Source organism: Nocardia grenadensis, assembly GCF_050942415.1.
Classification (GTDB): domain Bacteria; phylum Actinomycetota; class Actinomycetes; order Mycobacteriales; family Mycobacteriaceae; genus Nocardia; species Nocardia grenadensis.
Genome location: NZ_CP192054.1, coordinates 4,095,047 through 4,111,214 on the forward strand (window position 1 = coordinate 4,095,047; position 16,168 = coordinate 4,111,214).

The window sequence follows — 16,168 nt, forward strand, 5'->3', positions numbered from 1 at the left end:
GCGAAAACCCGCCGGAGGGCAGCGTCCGGCGGGTTCGTCCGACGAGGCGATCAGCTCGGGCGGCCGACCTCGTAGGTGCCGTCGTCCTTGGTGATCTTGATGTTGACCTTCTTGGCCTCGCCGCCGACCTTCAGATCACAGGTGAACGTGGCGTCCACCGCGACCTCCTGGCCCGCGGGGCACTGGACATCCTTGACATCGTCGATACCGTAGGAATCCGCGAGGACCTGCGCCACGCCCGTCTGCACGGCGGCCTGATCCAGCTGGTCCTTGGCGGTGAGGGTCAGAATGCCGACGACCGCACCGACCACGAGTACCACCACCAGCACGGCCACGCCGATGATGAGACCGGTTTTCTTACCACCGCCCGACTGCTGCGGCTGCTGCCCCCACTGCTGCTGATTCGGCTGACCCCACTGCTGCTGCGGCTGCTGCCCCCACTGCTGGTTCGGGTCACTCCACTGCGGCTGCTGTTGATTCGGGTCGCCCCACTGCGGCTGCTGCCCCCACTGCTGCTGATTGGGGTCATTCCACTGCTGCGGCTGGGGCTGCTGCGGTTGCGGTTGCGGCTGGCTCCACTGTTGCTGCGGCGGGGCGGGCTGCCACTGCTGACCGCCCGGGTCGCTACCCCACTGCTGGGTGGGCTGCGCCTGCTGCGGATCGGGCACCGGATGCTGCGCGGGCGGCTGGTTCCCCCACTGCGGCGCCGCGCCGGGCGGCTGCTGCCCACCCCAGACCTGGGTGGGATCGTTACGTCCCTCCCCGGTGCCCGGGGCGTCGTTCGGTCCGTACGGCCCGCTCATCTGGTTGCCTCCACTCGCATTGTCCAACACACGGTAGCCCCCCGCGTGCGGTAGAAATCAAATCACAATCGATGGTCTCACGCTGTGCCTACCGAACCATGAGCGAGGGCCCTGCGTGGTTATGCTCCGCTACCGCCTCTCTCATGCCGCGTCCACCGCGACGACACCACGCCGGATCGCCCGGACGGCCTTGGCCGCGGTGGCCGCGACCTCGGTATCGTCTGCGGTGGTGTGGATCTGATCGAGCAGGTCGATCACCTGCCGGCACCAGCGCACGAAATCCCCGGCCGACAGCGGTGTGCCCTGATCACCACTGGCCAGCAGTGAATCCGCCAGTGCGTCACCGCGCGCCCATTTGTAGATACCGCCCACGAACCCGAGATCCGGTTCGCGACTGGGGGCCAGCCGGTGCTCGGATTCGTCGATACGCAACCGTGACCATTCGGCGAGGGTGTCGGCGACCGCGCGCCGGATCGGCGCGGTCGGTCCGGTGGCGCCGAGATAGCCTCCCTCCGAACGTGATTCGTACACCAGAATCGACACCACGGCCGCCAGCTCGGCCGCGCCGAGGCCGCGCCACAGCCCCTGCCGCAGACATTCGGCCACGAGCAGATCGCTTTCCGCGTAGATACGGGCCAGCCGCCGCCCGTCCGCGGTGACCTCCCCCTCGTGCACGAAACCGCGTTCCTCCAGCAGCCCGACGATCCGGTCGAAGGTACGGGCCAGCGAATTCGTGGTCGTCGCGACCTTCTGCCGCATCGACTCGGTCTCCCGCGCCACCCGGTTGTAGCGCTCCCCGATCCGGGCCAGCTGCTCCCGGTCCGGCCGGGTATGGGCGGGATGGGCGCGCAGCGCCCGGCGCAGGGCGCCCAGTTCGGGATCGTCGGCACCCGCGGCCCGCTTGTCCCGGCGCGGCCGATGCGGTGCGGTGATCCCGGTGCTGCGCAGCGCCGAGGCGAGATCGCGGCGAGTGCGCGCGGTGCGATGGTCCACTCGGCGCGGCAGCCGCATCCGGCCCAGCGGCTGGGCCGGCACCGGGAAATCGGCCACCGACACCCGCCCCGCCCATTTGTCCTCGGTGAGCACCAGCGGGCGCGGATCGCCGGGGGTGGCGTCGGGTTCCAGGATCACGGCCAGCCCCGCCCGGCGCCCGGCACCGATGGCGACCACATCACCGCGGCGCAATTCGCTCAGCGCGGCGACACCGGCGGTGCGCCGATCGGTACGGGTCTGCTGGTTGAGGTGGCGTTCCCGCTGTTTGATCCGTTCCCGCAGGCCGAAGTACTCCAGGAATTCCCCGTCCTCGCCGCCGAGTTGGGCGGCGAGTTTACGCAACTGGCCCTCATTGCGTTCGATACCGCGGACCAGGCCGACCACCGACCGATCGGCCTGGAACTGGGCGAAGGAACGCTCCAGCAGCAGCCGCGCCTCCTCGGCACCGAGCCGATCGATGAGGTTGATCGACATGTTGTAGCCGGGTTTGAAGGAACTGCGCAGCGGATAGGTGCGGGTCGAGGCCAGACCGGCGACCGCGCTGGTATCGACCTCGGGCTGCCACAGCACGACCGCGTGGCCCTCCACGTCGATCCCGCGCCGACCGGCCCGGCCGGTGAGCTGGGTGTACTCCCCCGGGGTCAGTTCGGCGTGGGTCTCGCCGTTGAACTTCACCAGCCGTTCGAGCACCACCGTGCGCGCGGGCATATTGATCCCCAGCGCCAGCGTCTCGGTCGCGAATACCGCCCGGACCAAGCCCTTGACGAACAGTTCCTCGACGGTGTGCCGGAAGGCGGGCAGCATTCCGGCGTGATGGGCGGCCAGCCCGCGGTGCAGCGCCTCCCGCCACTCCCAGAACCCGAGCACCTCGAGATCGGCGCGCGGCAGTTCGCCGGTGTGCTTGTCGATGATCGCGTCGACCACCTCCGGATCCGCCGCGCCGCTCAGATCCAGCCCGGACCGCAGGCACTGGGCCAGCGCGCCGTCACAGCCGGCCCGGCTGAAGATGAAGGTGATGGCGGGCAGCAGGCCCTCTTCGTCCAGCCGGGCCAGAACCTCGGGCCGCGGCAGCGGCCGGAAGAACCGCCGCGGCCCGCCGCGCCCGCGCGGACCGCCCCAGCCCCCCATCCGGTCGGCGCTCTCCCGCTGTTTGATGTAGCGGACCAGATCCGAATCGACCAGTACCCGCTGATCGGAGGATTCGCTGTCGAACAGATCGAACATCCGGCGCCCGACCATCACGTGCTGCCACAGCGGCACCGGCCGGGTCTCGTCCACCACCACGGCGGTATTACCACGCACGGTCTCCATCCAGGCGCCGAACTCCTCGGCATTGGACACCGTGGCCGACAGGCTCACCAGCCGCACCTCCGGCGGCAGATGCAGGATCACCTCTTCCCAGACCGCGCCGCGGAACCGGTCGGCCAGGTAGTGCACCTCGTCCATCACCACATGGGACAGGGAGCGCAACGCGTCGGACGAGGCGTAGATCATATTCCGCAGCACCTCGGTGGTCATCACCACGACCGGGGCATCGGCATTGATCGACTGATCGCCGGTGAGCAGACCCACCAGATCGCGGCCGTACCGTTCGGTGAGATCGGCGAACTTCTGGTTCGACAGCGCCTTGATGGGCGTGGTGTAAAAGCATTTCCCGCCCGATGCCAATGCCAGATGCACCGCGAATTCGCCGACGACGGTCTTCCCGGCGCCGGTCGGCGCGCAAACGAGTACCCCGTGCCCCTCCTCGAGGGCGGTACAGGCCTGGCGCTGGAAGGGGTCCAGCTCGAATGTCAGCTGGGCGGCGAACCGGGACAATTCGGCGGTCAGCGACGCGTTCGGTGTCACGGCTCCGAGACTAATCGAGGAATCCGACACCGGTCGCGCCGATAACTCCCGGGGACGGGCCCGCAGCGGTCAGAGTGTGTCCGAATAGTCCGTGGTCGTCCGGCCGGGCCGCTCCGGGGCGGGCACCGTATCGGCCGACGGAATGGGCGTCGCAGGATCGACCGCGTTCGGCGCCTCGATCCGCGAGGCCTCCTCGTCGTCGAGCGCGCCCAGCTGCTGCTCCTCGATCCGGGCCCGGCGCCGGTCGTTGAACCGGGCGAACTGCACCGCGAACTCGAACAGCACCGTCAGCGCCAGCGCCAGCGCCAGCATGGAGAACGGATCCTGCGGGGTGACGATCGCCGCGAACACGAACAGGCCGAAGATGATGCCGCGCCGCCATGCCTTCAGCTTCTCGTACGGCAGCACCCCGATCAGGTTGAGACCCACGATCAGCAGCGGGGTTTCGAAACTGACACCGAAGATGATCAGCAGCTGGATGATGAAACTGAAGTACTGGGAACCGCTCAGCGCGGTGATCTGCACATTGTCGCCGATACTGAGCAGGAAACTCAGCGCGTGCGAGATGACCCAGTAGGCCAGCACCGCGCCGCCGACGAACAGGAACGAGCCGGTCACCACAAAACCGACCGCGTACCTGCGTTCCTTCGGATACAGACCCGGCGTGATGAACGCCCACGCCTGATACAGCCAGACCGGGCAGGCCAGCACCACACCGGCGGTCAGGCCGACCTTCAACCGGAGCATGAACTGCTCGAACGGCGCCGTGGCCAGCAAGCGGCACTCACCGCCGGGAGTCAGCGAAGCACGCGCCGAATCGGGTAGCGAACAGTAGGGACCGCGCAGGATCTCGCCGAGGCTCTCCAGCCCGAAAAACGAATGCGCGTACCAGAGGAAACCCACGATCGTGGTGACCAGCACGGCCGCCAACGAGATCAACAGCCGGGTGCGCAACTCCCGCAGATGGTCGACCAGGGACATGGTGCCATCGGGATTGGTCCGGCGCTTACTGTGCCGGGGGTCGAACGGAATTCGCATGGTGTGTGGATGCCCTCGTATCAGCGTGCCTCGCTCCGCTCGGCCTGCGGCGCTGCCCGGTGCCCCGGCGATACTCCGCCCGGTTTTCGGTCAGGGCCCGGTCGGCAGCGCCGGGTCGACAGCGTCGTATCGGGGTCCGGGTGTACCACCCGGACCCGCGAATACGGGCTCAGAGCGTTTTCGACTCGCTCCGCGTCTCCGTGACCGGCGGCGCCGCCTCCCGGCCGGCCGGCAGTTCCGGAGCGGGCTGCGCGGACGCGGTGCTCGCGGGCTTGCCGTCGTTGTGCATCTCGCTCACTTCGCTCTTGAAGATGCGCAGCGACCGGCCGAGACTGCGGGCCGCGTCGGGCATCCGCTTCGCGCCGAAGAACACCACGAACAGCGCCGCGATGATCAGCCAGTGCCAGATGCTCAGACTGCCCATTGTGGTTACCTCCCAAGACTGTGGTCTTCCCGATGCTACCTGCCCAGACAGCCGCATCGAACGCAACCTGGGCAGATGCCCGCACGTCACCCGCCGGTAGACTGCCGTTCACCGCCGCATCCGGTGGTCGCGGGCGCGCGCGGAGTCCGCCGGTTGTCAGGTGGACTCGTCGAGCCCCGCGGCCGCATATGCCGCCAGAGCGGCATCGGAGCGGTCCCGGACCGCCGCCACCAGATCGGGCGGGCCCAGCACCGTCACCCCGGGTCCGAACCCGAGCGCCAAGCGCGCCATCCAGTCCAGTGTGGCGAAACGCATGGTCGCCTCGATACTCCCGTCGGCGTGCACCGCCACCCGGTGCATCGGGTACTGGTCCAGTACCCAGCCGTGATCGGCGGCGATCAGCAGCCGGGCCGACGGGACCGCGGGATCGTCCTGGAACAGATCCAGCCCCGCCTCCGTATCGCGCGCCTCCCGCGGCGGGCGGGCCGGTTCGTCGAGCTCGGCCGCCGATTCGATGCGGTCGAATCGGAACAGTCGCACGCCCTCGGCCTGCCGGCACCACGCCTGCAGATAGCTGTTGTCGTCGACGGCCACGATCCGAATGGGATCGACTACCCGGTCCGACACCACATCGCGGCTCGCCGAGTAGTACTCCAGTCGCAGCGCCCGGCGCGCCGCCACCGCGGACCGCACCGTAGTCACCGCCGGAGCCTCGGCGGGAAGTCCGCCGCCCGGCACGCCCCCCGTGTCCTCGGCCGGCGCCGCACCGGAGATCGCCGCCTCGAGCTTCGCGATGGCCGAATGGGCGGCGGTCGGATCCACCATGCCCGGCAGATCGACGATCGACCGCAACGCCACCAGCACCGCCGTGGCCTCGATCGAGGTCAGCCGCAACGGCCGCTCGATACCCGCGGTAAACGTGACCTGCACACTCTCCTCCGAAAAGGACAGATCTATCAGGTCACCGGGACCGTAGCCGGGCAGCCCGCACATCCACAACTGATTCAGATCGGCCATCAACTGCTTGGTCGTGACCCCCAGATCGGCCGCGGCCTCGGCCGCACTGATCCCCGGATTGGCCACGAAATACGGGACCATATTCAACAGCCGCGACAGCCGCGCCGACAACCGCGTGCTCACAACGCCACCTCCGTCCGGTCGATCACCGAACGCAACCGCGCCACCACATCGGCCCGCAACTCCGCCGGTTCGAGCACCAGCGCATCGGCACCCAACCCAGTGATCAACCGGGCCAGCCAGTGCTGCGACCGGATCGGCACCTCCAGCACACTGCCCGGCCGGTCACCGACGGTCCGGCTACCCACCACCTCGCCGATCCGGCGCAGATCCCGGCCCCGGCCCTGCGCCACCCAGATCGTGGCCGACCCGGTGACCGGAGCACTACCGGTCACCCTGGTCACGATTTCCCGCAGATCCGTCCCGGCGGGCGGATGCACGGCATTACGCGGCCCGTACGCGGCGATCTCCTCCCCGATCCGGGACAACCGGAACGTCCGCACCGCATCCCGGTCGCGGTCGTGCCCCACCAGATACCAGCGCCCCCGCCACGTCACCACCCCCCACGGCTCCACATCCCGCATCAAAAACGGCGCATTACTGGCCCCACGATGCTCGAACCGCACTGCCTGCCCGGCATCGATCGCCGCCAGCAACTTACCCAGCACCGGCTCCGACCCGCGCGTCCGCGCCGGCACCGCCGGAATCGCCGCGAACGCGGTATCGGTCTCCACGTGCACACCCCCCGCCCGCAATTTCAGCAGTGCCCCCGCCGCGGCCGCCGCCAGCTCCGGCGACTCCCACATCTGCAGAGCCACCGCCACCGCCGCCGACTCCTCACTGGTCAGATCGATATCCGGCAGCTCATAGGCATCCCGGTTGATCCGGTAACCCTCCACCGTCGAAAAACGACCGGACGGGCCCACCTCGAGAGGTATGCCCAGATCCCGGAGCTCGTTCTTGTCCCGCTCGAACATCCGGCTGAATGCCTCGTCGCTGGCACAGTCCTCATAGCCCGCGACACTCTCCCGGATACGCTCCGCAGTCAGGAACTGCCGAGTCGACAGCAGCGCGATGACCAGATTCATCAGGCGCTCGACCTTGGATATCGCCACCCGAGCAGAATAATGCAGTGTCTATTGGCGCCGCCTGCGGCGTCGCGGGGTTGCCGCCCCCTTGGTCTCGCCGTTTCGGCTTCGAGACTCGAGCCTTCGGCTCATGCGATGTGCGGTGAGCCATCCACAGAGTGCAACTGTTGAGCACCTTCGACCAAGGGGCGAGACGGGCCTCAACCCGTCGAAATGTCTCGTAAGGCTCGACGCATGCGGGTTACGTCGGCATTCGAAGTCCTGGCCGGATGCCGACTCGACCGCCCGGCCGACCTGGTGTCTGATCGCTTTCACGAACGGCGGGACCGAGGGGTCCTCGACCCCGCGGCGCCGCAGGCGCGGCAATAAACACAGCACCTTCGCGAGTGAGCCCACCACCTTCGCCTTCGCGAACGAGTGACTTCCGGAGGCTCGCCCGGTACCTCGACGCGAAGCGGACAGGCGGAGAACAAACACCTGGGACCGACCGGACCACAGCCCGACCGGCCCCAGGCGACGCGCACTACATCGAGGCGATCAAACGGTCCACTCGCTCGTCCACCGAGCGGAACGGGTCCTTGCACAGCACGGTGCGCTGGGCCTGGTCGTTCAGCTTGAGATGGACCCAATCGACCGTGAAGTCCCGGCCGGCCGCCTGGGCGGCGGTGATGAAATCACCGCGCAGTTTCGCCCGGGTGGTCTGCGGTGGGGTGTCGACCGCGGCGTCGACCGCATCGTCCTCGGTGATCCGCTTGGCCAGACCCTTGCGCTGCAGCAGGTCGAAGACGCCGCGGCCACGTTTGATGTCGTGGTAGGCCAGATCCAGCTGGGCGATCTTGGGATCGGACAGCTCCATGTTGTAGCGGTCCTGGTAGCGCTGGAACAGTTTGCGCTTGATCACCCAGTCGATCTCGGTGTCGACCTTGGCGAAATCCTGCGACTCCACCGCGTCCAGGGTGCGGCCCCACAGATCGACCACCTGATCGACCTGCGGATCACGGTCCCGATTGCGTAGATGCTCCACGGCGCGGGCGTAGTACTCGCGTTGGATATCCAGGGCGCTGGCCTGCCGGCCACCCGCCAGCCGCACCGGGCGGCGGCCGGTGAGGTCGTGACTGACCTCCCGGATGGCCCGGATGGGATTGTCGAGCGCGAAATCGCGGAACGACACCCCGGCCTCGATCATCTCCAGCACCAGGGCGGCGGTGCCGACCTTGAGCATGGTGGTCGTCTCGGCCATATTGGAATCGCCCACGATCACGTGCAGACGCCGATACTTCTCCGCGTCGGCATGCGGCTCGTCCCGGGTGTTGATAATCGGACGCGAGCGGGTGGTCGCCGAGGAGACGCCCTCCCAGATGTGCTCGGCCCGCTGCGACAGGCAGAACGTGGCCGCCTTCGGCGTCTGCAGCACCTTGCCGGCCCCGCAGATCAGCTGCCGGGTCACCAGGAACGGCAGCAGCACATCGGAGATCCGGGAGAACTCGCCGGCCCGCACCACCAGGAAGTTCTCGTGGCAGCCGTAGGAGTTGCCCGCCGAATCGGTGTTGTTCTTGAACAGGTATATGTCCCCGCCGATACCCTCCTCCGCGAGGCGCTGCTCGGCGTCGATGAGCAGCTCCTCCAGTACTCGCTCCCCGGCCCGGTCATGAGTGACCAGCTGGACCAGGCTGTCGCATTCGGCAGTGGCGTACTCCGGATGCGAACCGACGTCGAGGTAGAGCCGGGCGCCGTTTCGCAGGAACACATTGGAGCTGCGCCCCCAGGAAACCACCCGGCGGAACAGATACCGGGCCACCTCGTCGGGACTGAGCCGGCGGTGTCCGTGAAAGGTGCACGTCACACCGAATTCGGTCTCGATCCCCATAATTCGTCGCTGCACACTATCGAGGTTACAGCGCGGACGGATTCCTGCGGGGCAGTGCGCAAAACCCGATGTATACGGCTTGGCAACGATTGGGCTGTGTTTATCGGCCCCGCCTCCGGCGGGGCGGGTCGGGGCCCTGTGACCCCGATTCTTCCCTCCTCCGCTCAGTCGCTACGCTCCCTCGCTCCGTCAGTCCAGAATCGGGGGCGGGCCCCGACCACGAACGCCGACCATCCGAAACAGACAGCAGGCGCACGCTGCCGTGCACCTCGATCGGCCCGAAGAGGCTCACAGCACTGTAAGTGCCCAACGGTCACCGATCCAGGACGGCAGGCCGCGCGCTCAGTCGCTACGCTCCCTCGCTCCGTCGCTCCAGAATCGGGGGCGGGCCCCCACCACGAACGCCGACCATCCGAAACAGACAGAAGACGCACGCTGCCGTGCACCTCGATCGGCCCGAAGAGGCTCACAGCACTGTAAGTACCCAACGGTCACCGATCCAGGACGGCAGGCCGCACGCTCAGTCGCTACGCTCCTTCGCTCTGTTCCTCCGAGTCGGGGCACAGGCCCCGACCAGGACGCCAACCGTCGGGAGTAGACAGAAGGTGGGTGCGGGTACGTCATGACCAGCCTGGGCAGGGGCACAACACTGTCAGTGCTCAATGGTCGCCGATCTATGGACGTCCAATCGCACATCGCACGGCACGAAGGCGGGTCGCGCACCGTTGTCGGTGCGCGACCCGTGGATTCTCGTCCGGCGCGGAGCCGGCCTGTTCAGTCCGGCTTGCCGCCGGTTTCCGGCTCCGCCGAGCCGGCCTCACCCGCCGAGCCGAGCAGCTCTTCGAGGGAGGCGCGGCCGATCCGGCGGAACGCCCGCCGCGGCCGTGCCTGTTCCAGGGTGGCGACCTCCAGCGTGCCGACGCCAAGGGCACGCTTGTCCTTGTCCGCGCCCTCGCTGGACTGCAACGCCTCCACCGCGACCCGGATCGCCCCGGCCAGGTCCAGCCCCCGCCGGTAGGACTCTTTGAGCGCGCTGACGATGGGTTCGGTGGTACCGCCCATCACCACGTATTCACGCTCGTCGACGATCGATCCATCGAAGGTGATCCGGTAGAGGACCGATTCGGGTTCCTGGTCCGAATAGCTCACCTCGGCGACGCAGATCTCCACCTCGTAGGGTTTGAGCTGATCAGTGAATATCGAGCCCAGCGTCTGGGCGTAGGCGTTGGCCAGCGCTCGGCCGGTGACATCGCGGCGGTCGTACTGGTAGCCGCGCAGATCGGCCTGCAGGATGCCGCCCCGGCGCAGGTTCTCGAATTCGTTGTACTTGCCGACGGCGGCGAAACCGGTCCGGTCGTAGAGTTCGCTGACCTTGTGCAGGGTCGCCGACGGATTCTCCGCCACGAACACCACACCCTTGTCGTAGGCGAGCACCACGACACTGCGGCCCCGGGCGATACCTTTGCGCGCGAGCTCGGTCTTGTCGCGCATGATCTGCTCGGCGGATGCATACAGCGGCAGGGTCATGCCCGGGCGCTCCCTTCCTCTGCGGCCTGACGGTCGGCGGCGATACCGCGCGCGATCTCCTCGAGCCGGGATTCGGCCACCTCGACGGCGCCCTCGTCATCGATCAGGATCGCGGTCGGATAGATCCCCCGCAGCAGATCCGGCCCGCCGGTGGCGGTATCGTCGTCGGCGGCGTCCACCAGGGCCTCGACCGCGATACGGAGGGCGCGATCGGCGTCGATCCCCTTGGCGTACAGCTTCTTCAGCGAGGTCCGCGCGAACATGGAGCCGGACCCGACGGCGGTGAATCCGAACCGCTCCTCGCTGCGCCCACCCACCACATCGTAGGAGACGATGCGCCCGGCCCGGTCCGGATCGGTGGCCTGCTGGTCGTAGCCGACCAGCAGCGGCACCACCGCCAGGCCCTGCATGGCGGCCGGCAGGTTGTCGCGCACCATCTTCGACAGTTTGTTGGCCTTGCCGTCGAAAGTGAGGGAGACACCTTCGATCTTCTCGTAGTGCTCGAGCTCCACCGCGAACAGGCGGACCAGTTCGATGGCCATGCCCACGGTCCCGGCGATACCGGTCGCCGAGTAGGTATCGGTGATATGGACCTTCTCCACATCGCGGCCCGCCAGCAGATTGCCCTGGGTGGAGCGCCGGTCACCGGCGATCAGGACACCGCCGCGATAGGACACCGCCACCACGGTGGTGCCGTGCGGTGCGATATCCCCCGCGGCACCGCCGCCGGGGTTTCCGGCGGCGGTGGGCTGGCTCAGGGCGTCGAATCCGCTTCCCGGCAGGAGATCCGGGGCGTGTTGACGCAGATGTTCGGAAAAGGACGAGAGGGCGTACCCCAGTTGGAGACGCAAGGGGTCACCTGCGGTCACTGGCCACCTTTCTGCACGTAGGCACGAACGAAGTCTTCGGCGTTCTCTTCGAGCACATCGTCGATCTCGTCGAGCAGGTCGTCGGTGTCCTCCGCCAGCTTCTCGCGCCGCTCCTGACCCGCGGCGTCTACGCCGTCGACGCCTTCGTCATCGTCGCCGCCCCCGGCGCGTTTGGTCTGCTCTTGTGCCATCGCAGCCGACCTCCTCTGTTTCCACCGACCGGCCGCGCTCGCGTACCGGACGAATCGTGAGCACCTCTGTGCTCGTTCTTCAACACTACCCAGCCGGGACGACACGTAGTCGGATTACGTCCCACCCCGGTGGTCGCGACCTCCGGGAACATTCCCGGTGAACACTCAGGTGGTGAGCTGTTGCACCAGGTCAGCAGCGGTATCGACCCCGTCGAGCAGTTTCCCGACGTGCGCTTTGGTACCGCGGCGAGGCTCCAGGGTGGGAATACGGACCAGCGAATCGCCACCCAGGTCGAAGATCACCGAGTCCCAGCTCGCGGCGGCGATATCGGCCCCGAACCGGCGCAGGCATTCCCCGCGGAAGTAGGCGCGGGTATCGGTGGGCGGTTTGGTCATGGCGTCGAGCACCTGCTGTTCGGTGACCAGCCGTTTCATGGATCCGCGCGCCACGAGGCGGTTGTACAGGCCCTTGTCCAGGCGCACATCCGAGTACTGCAGATCCATCAGATGCAGTTTCGGCGCCGCCCAGCCCAGGCCCTCGCGGCTGCGCATCCCCTCGAGCAGGCGCAGCTTGGCCGGCCAGTCCAGCAGGTCGGCGCATTCCATCGGATCGCGTTCCAGTAGGTCGAGCACCATCGACCAGTTGTCGAGCACATCGCGTACCCGCTCGTCGTCGTTGCCCTGCTCCTCGACGAACTTCGCGACCCGTTCGTGATAGAGCCGCTGGATCGCCAGCCCGGTGAGCTCCCGACCGTCGGCCAGGGCGACCGTGGCGCGGAGGGTGGGATCGTGGCTGATGGTGTGGACCGCGGTGACCGGGCGGGCCAACTGCAGATCGGACAGATCGGCACCGGATTCGATCAGGTCCAGCACCAGCGCGGTCGTCCCGACCTTCAGATAGGTCGACATCTCGGCCAGATTGGCGTCGCCGATGATGACGTGCAGCCGGCGGTATTTGTCGGCGTCGGCGTGTGGTTCGTCGCGGGTGTTGATGATGCCGCGTTTGAGCGTGGTCTCCAGCCCGACCTCGACCTCGATGTAGTCCGAGCGCTGCGAGAGCTGGTAGCCCGCGTTATCGCCGGACTGCCCGATCCCGACCCGGCCGGAACCGCAGATCACCTGCCGCGAGACGAAGAACGGGGTGAGCCCGAGAATTACCGCGTTGAACGGGGTTTCGCGGCTCATCAGATAGTTCTCGTGGGTGCCGTAGGAGGCGCCCTTGCCGTCGACATTGTTCTTGTACAGCTGCATCCGGGGCGCGCCGGGCACGCTGGACGCGTGCCGGGCGGCCGCCTCCATCACTCGTTCACCGGCCTTGTCCCAGATCACCGCATCGAGCGGATCGGTGACCTCCGGCGCGGAATATTCCGGATGCGCGTGGTCGACATAGAGGCGGGCGCCGTTGGTGAGGATCATATTCGCCGCGCCGACCTCGTCGGCATCGATCACCGGCGCCGGACCGTTCATCCGGCTCAGGTCGAAACCGCGGGCATCGCGCAGTGGCGACTCGACCTCGTAGTCCCATCGGGTGCGCTTGGCACGCGGCACCCCCTCGGCCGCGGCGTAGGCCAGAACCGCCTGGGTAGAGGTGAGGATCGGGTTGGCCGACGGCTCGGTGGGGGTGGAGATCCCGTATTCGACCTCGATACCGATGATGCGCTGCATGAGTTCGAGCGTAGGCGAAGGACGGCGAATCATCCGTCGAGTGGTACTTCCGGCCGATGCCGCGGCGTAGCCCGCGACCACATGCTCTGACCATGCCCCGCACCGTCGCCGACCCGCTCGTCCCCGGACCGAATCCGCCGCGCCCGTCTCGGCTCGCGGCCCTGGATGTGCTGCGCGGAATCGCCATCCTGGGCACGCTGGGCACGAATGTCTGGATCCTGACCGACCCCGAGGGCCTGAGCGGATATCTGCACCGGATCTCGATGTCCCCCACCGACGGCTGGATGTGGGCCGAGAAGGTGCTCCAACAACTGGCCCAGGGCAAATTCCTGGGGCTGCTGACGGTGATGTTCGGTATCGGCCTGGCCATCCAGCAGCGCTCGGCCCGCCGAGCCGGGCGCCCCTGGCCGGGCGGGTACCCCTGGCGCGCCGCACTGCTGTTCCTCGACGGCCTGCTCAATTTCCTCCTGATCGCCGAGTTCGACGTGCTCATGGGGTATGCCGTGACGGCGGCGGTCGTCGCGTTCCTGCTCACCCGCAGTGGGCGGGCACAGGGCCGGTGGCTCTACACGATGCTCGGCGTGCACCTCACCTTGATCGCGCTCTACGTCGTCTCGCTGGTCTTGGCGGAGCCTTCCGCGCCGCGCGAGCGGGCACCGCTGGACCCCAACCCGTACGCCGACGGCTCGTTCTGGGATCTGGTGCTGTTCCGGGCCGAGCACGCACTGGCGTTCCGCGCCGAAGCGATCGTCATCCTGCCGCTGTCCGTCGTGCTGTTCCTGGTGGGCGCTCGCCTGTTCCACGCCGGTGTGTTCCGGCCCGAGGGGGCGCGCCTGCGGCGCCGGCTCCTGTTTCTGGGCTTCGGCGTGGCCGCGCCGGTCGACCTGCTCGCCGGACTGGCCGGCGGGGGCGATCTGGTACTGATCACCCGCTACGTCGTGGCGCCGGTGGTCTCGCTGGGCATTCTCGCGCTGGTCGCGGAGTTCTATGCGCGCCGCTCCCACACCGGCTTCGCCGGACGCCGGCTGAGCGAGATCGGCCGGGCCGCGCTGAGCTGCTATATCCTGCAGAACCTGGTGGCGTCGATCCTGTGTTACGGCTGGGGGTTCGGGCTGGCCGCGCGGTTCGCGCCGGAGTCCCGGGTACCTTTCACCGTCGTCGTCTATGTGACCGTATGCGCGGTGATCGCGCTGTTCGCGCACTGCTGGCTGCGCCGGTTCGCACGCGGTCCGGTGGAGTGGCTGTGGCATTCGAGCTACCGGCTGCTGAATCGGGCATAGCCGCCGCGCTGCGCTGATACGCCCGCCACAGTGAGCAGACACACCCGGTCGCGGTACCACTGCGCGCCCGGGTAGCTGCCACCATTGACCCGGCCGTACCGGCAGACGCCCGGCCCGCACACCCGGGCCGGACGCGCAGCTTCGACGGAGGACGCGATGGGGACCGACAGCACCGGCGACGACCCGGGCGCACACGCCGTACCGGACGAGACGGGCGATACCGACACCCGCGCCCGGGTACGGCGCCGTATCCGGATCTGGGCCGGGCCGATCGTAGTGGTCACGCTGCTGATGGCACTGTTGTCGACGATGTATCTGGGCTACGTCGTCAACCCGGAAGAGAATCTGCATGATTTCCCGATCGCGCTGGTGAACCAGGACGACGGCGATATCCGCGATGGACAGCAGATCGATATCGGTGATCAGATCACCGCGGCGCTCACCGAGCGTGTACCGGCCGGCAAGGTGGATCTGCGCGTGACCGGTATCGGTGAGGCCCAGCGCCTGCTCGACAACGGCGAGGTCTACGGCGCGATCATCCTGCCCAGCGATCTGTCCAAACGACTGTCGATCCTCGGTGCGGGCAGTGTGGTGCCCGGCGATATCCAGCAGCCGGTGATCACCGTGGTGACCAATCCGCGTACCGGGACCTTCGCCACCCAGATCACCCAGCTCATCGCCCGGCAGGCGCTCACCCAGGTGAACGCCGAGGTCGGCAGACAACTCACCGCAACTGTCGACAGCGAGCTGAGTTCCGGCCCAGGTGGCGGCACCCAGGTCTCCGGCGCGTCCAGGCTGATACTGGCCGAACCGATCGATGTGCTCATCGAGCAGTACCGGCCGCTTCCGGAAGGGACCGGGCAGGGCCTGTCCGCGTTCTTCTACACCCTGCTGGTGGTGCTGGCCGGTTTCACCGGCGCCATGATCGTGCACACCATGGTGGATTCGGCGCTCGGTTTCGTCCCCACCGAATATGGGCCGTGGTTCGTCCACCATCCGACCTCGCCGCATTCCCGGGCCCGCACCCTGCTGCTGAAGTGGGGGGTGATGGCCGTGGTGGCCCCGATCGCCTCCGGGTTGTTCGTCGGTATCGCCACCCTGCTGGACGTACCGCTCGAACACGGCCTGGCGCTGTTCCTCTTCGGCACCCTGGCGATCCTCGCGGTCGGGGTGACGGCACTGTCCGTACTCGCGGTGTTCGGCTCGGCGGGGCTGCTGATCAACCTGATCCTGTTCATCGTGCTCGGGCTGCCCTCGGCGGGCGCCACCATCCCGCTGGAGGCCACCCCGCACTACATGGCCTGGCTGGCCGCCTTCGAACCCATGCACCAGATCTACCTGGGCATCCGCGCCATCCTGTACTTCGACGCACACGGCAACCCCGGACTGGCGCGCGGGGTCTGGATGAGCCTGGCCGGGCTGGCCATCGGGCTGGTGCTGGGGCTCGTCTTCACGATCCTCTACGACCGCAAGGGCCTGGAGCGCCGCAGCGACCGCTGAGCGTCGGCGCGGCTCCGGCCGGCGACACCGGCCGTCTGCGCAAGATCGGTCAAGCGCA

The 16,168-nt window shown here is 67.9% G+C and carries 13 protein-coding genes; 2 read left to right on the forward strand and 11 right to left on the reverse strand.

Annotated elements, in window-relative coordinates:
• Positions 1-50: 50 nt before the first annotated feature.
• The 11 genes from ACQPYS_RS18655 to dop form a co-directional block, all read right to left on the reverse strand.
• Positions 51-803 (reverse strand): DUF4333 domain-containing protein, encoded by a 753-nt coding sequence (locus tag ACQPYS_RS18655; RefSeq protein WP_433490340.1) that lies wholly within the window; start codon positions 801-803, stop codon positions 51-53.
• Positions 804-944: 141 nt separating this feature from the next.
• Positions 945-3,644: a DEAD/DEAH box helicase gene (locus ACQPYS_RS18660; RefSeq protein ID WP_431940247.1), complete on the reverse strand. Its 2,700-nt coding sequence runs from the start codon at positions 3,642-3,644 to the stop codon at positions 945-947.
• A gap of 69 nt (positions 3,645-3,713) precedes the next feature.
• Positions 3,714-4,682 carry a twin-arginine translocase subunit TatC gene (tatC, locus tag ACQPYS_RS18665; RefSeq protein WP_431940248.1) on the reverse strand — a complete coding sequence of 323 codons (969 nt, stop codon included), beginning with the start codon at positions 4,680-4,682 and terminating at the stop codon, positions 3,714-3,716.
• A 169-nt stretch (positions 4,683-4,851) separates the two neighbouring features.
• Positions 4,852-5,106, reverse strand: a complete 255-nt coding sequence (gene tatA / locus ACQPYS_RS18670; protein WP_063038718.1) for a Sec-independent protein translocase subunit TatA — start codon at positions 5,104-5,106, stop codon at positions 4,852-4,854.
• 156 nt (positions 5,107-5,262) lie between these two features.
• Entirely contained in the window at positions 5,263-6,246 is a 984-nt protein-coding gene (locus ACQPYS_RS18675; RefSeq protein ID WP_433490341.1) for a helix-turn-helix transcriptional regulator, read from the reverse strand.
• Positions 6,243-7,238: a helix-turn-helix transcriptional regulator gene (locus ACQPYS_RS18680; protein ID WP_157107337.1), complete on the reverse strand. Its 996-nt coding sequence runs from the start codon at positions 7,236-7,238 to the stop codon at positions 6,243-6,245. The genes ACQPYS_RS18675 and ACQPYS_RS18680 overlap by 4 nt, the downstream gene beginning before the upstream one ends.
• A 496-nt stretch (positions 7,239-7,734) precedes the next feature.
• Complete coding sequence (gene pafA / locus ACQPYS_RS18685) at positions 7,735-9,093, reverse strand: Pup--protein ligase (protein WP_218020796.1); 1,359 nt, start codon at positions 9,091-9,093, stop codon at positions 7,735-7,737.
• 759 nt (positions 9,094-9,852) lie between these two features.
• Positions 9,853-10,605 (reverse strand): proteasome subunit alpha, encoded by a 753-nt coding sequence (prcA, locus tag ACQPYS_RS18690; protein WP_063038724.1) that lies wholly within the window; start codon positions 10,603-10,605, stop codon positions 9,853-9,855.
• Complete coding sequence (gene prcB, locus ACQPYS_RS18695) at positions 10,602-11,474, reverse strand: proteasome subunit beta (protein WP_063038726.1); 873 nt, start codon at positions 11,472-11,474, stop codon at positions 10,602-10,604. The genes prcA and prcB overlap by 4 nt, the downstream gene beginning before the upstream one ends.
• Positions 11,471-11,665 carry a ubiquitin-like protein Pup gene (locus ACQPYS_RS18700; protein ID WP_030521323.1) on the reverse strand — a complete coding sequence of 65 codons (195 nt, stop codon included), beginning with the start codon at positions 11,663-11,665 and terminating at the stop codon, positions 11,471-11,473. The genes prcB and ACQPYS_RS18700 overlap by 4 nt, the downstream gene beginning before the upstream one ends.
• Before the next feature lie 165 nt (positions 11,666-11,830).
• Positions 11,831-13,330: a depupylase/deamidase Dop gene (gene dop / locus ACQPYS_RS18705; protein WP_039825236.1), complete on the reverse strand. Its 1,500-nt coding sequence runs from the start codon at positions 13,328-13,330 to the stop codon at positions 11,831-11,833.
• A 92-nt stretch (positions 13,331-13,422) separates the two neighbouring features.
• Here dop and ACQPYS_RS18710 point away from each other — a divergent pair, with 92 nt between their 5' ends.
• Together ACQPYS_RS18710 and ACQPYS_RS18715 are read left to right on the forward strand one after the other, a co-directional pair.
• On the forward strand, positions 13,423-14,610 hold the full coding sequence (locus tag ACQPYS_RS18710) for a DUF418 domain-containing protein (protein WP_433490342.1): 1,188 nt from the start codon (positions 13,423-13,425) through the stop codon (positions 14,608-14,610).
• 156 nt (positions 14,611-14,766) lie between these two features.
• Positions 14,767-16,110 (forward strand): DUF3533 domain-containing protein, encoded by a 1,344-nt coding sequence (locus ACQPYS_RS18715; protein WP_433490343.1) that lies wholly within the window; start codon positions 14,767-14,769, stop codon positions 16,108-16,110.
• The last annotated feature ends 58 nt before the right edge of the window (positions 16,111-16,168 follow it).

Bases quoted from the DNA above. Each gene is read 5' to 3' on its own strand.
- prcA (WP_063038724.1), bottom strand. From the start codon at position 10,605: ATGACCCTGCCGCTGTATGCATCCGCCGAGCAGATCATGCGCGACAAG.
- ACQPYS_RS18700 (WP_030521323.1), bottom strand. From the start codon at position 11,665: ATGGCACAAGAGCAGACCAAACGCGCCGGGGGCGGCGACGATGACGAA.
- ACQPYS_RS18715 (WP_433490343.1), top strand. From the start codon at position 14,767: ATGGGGACCGACAGCACCGGCGACGACCCGGGCGCACACGCCGTACCG.
- tatA (WP_063038718.1), bottom strand. From the start codon at position 5,106: ATGGGCAGTCTGAGCATCTGGCACTGGCTGATCATCGCGGCGCTGTTC.
- ACQPYS_RS18710 (WP_433490342.1), top strand. From the start codon at position 13,423: ATGCCCCGCACCGTCGCCGACCCGCTCGTCCCCGGACCGAATCCGCCG.
- tatC (WP_431940248.1), bottom strand. From the start codon at position 4,682: ATGCGAATTCCGTTCGACCCCCGGCACAGTAAGCGCCGGACCAATCCC.
- ACQPYS_RS18655 (WP_433490340.1), bottom strand. From the start codon at position 803: ATGAGCGGGCCGTACGGACCGAACGACGCCCCGGGCACCGGGGAGGGA.
- dop (WP_039825236.1), bottom strand. From the start codon at position 13,330: ATGCAGCGCATCATCGGTATCGAGGTCGAATACGGGATCTCCACCCCC.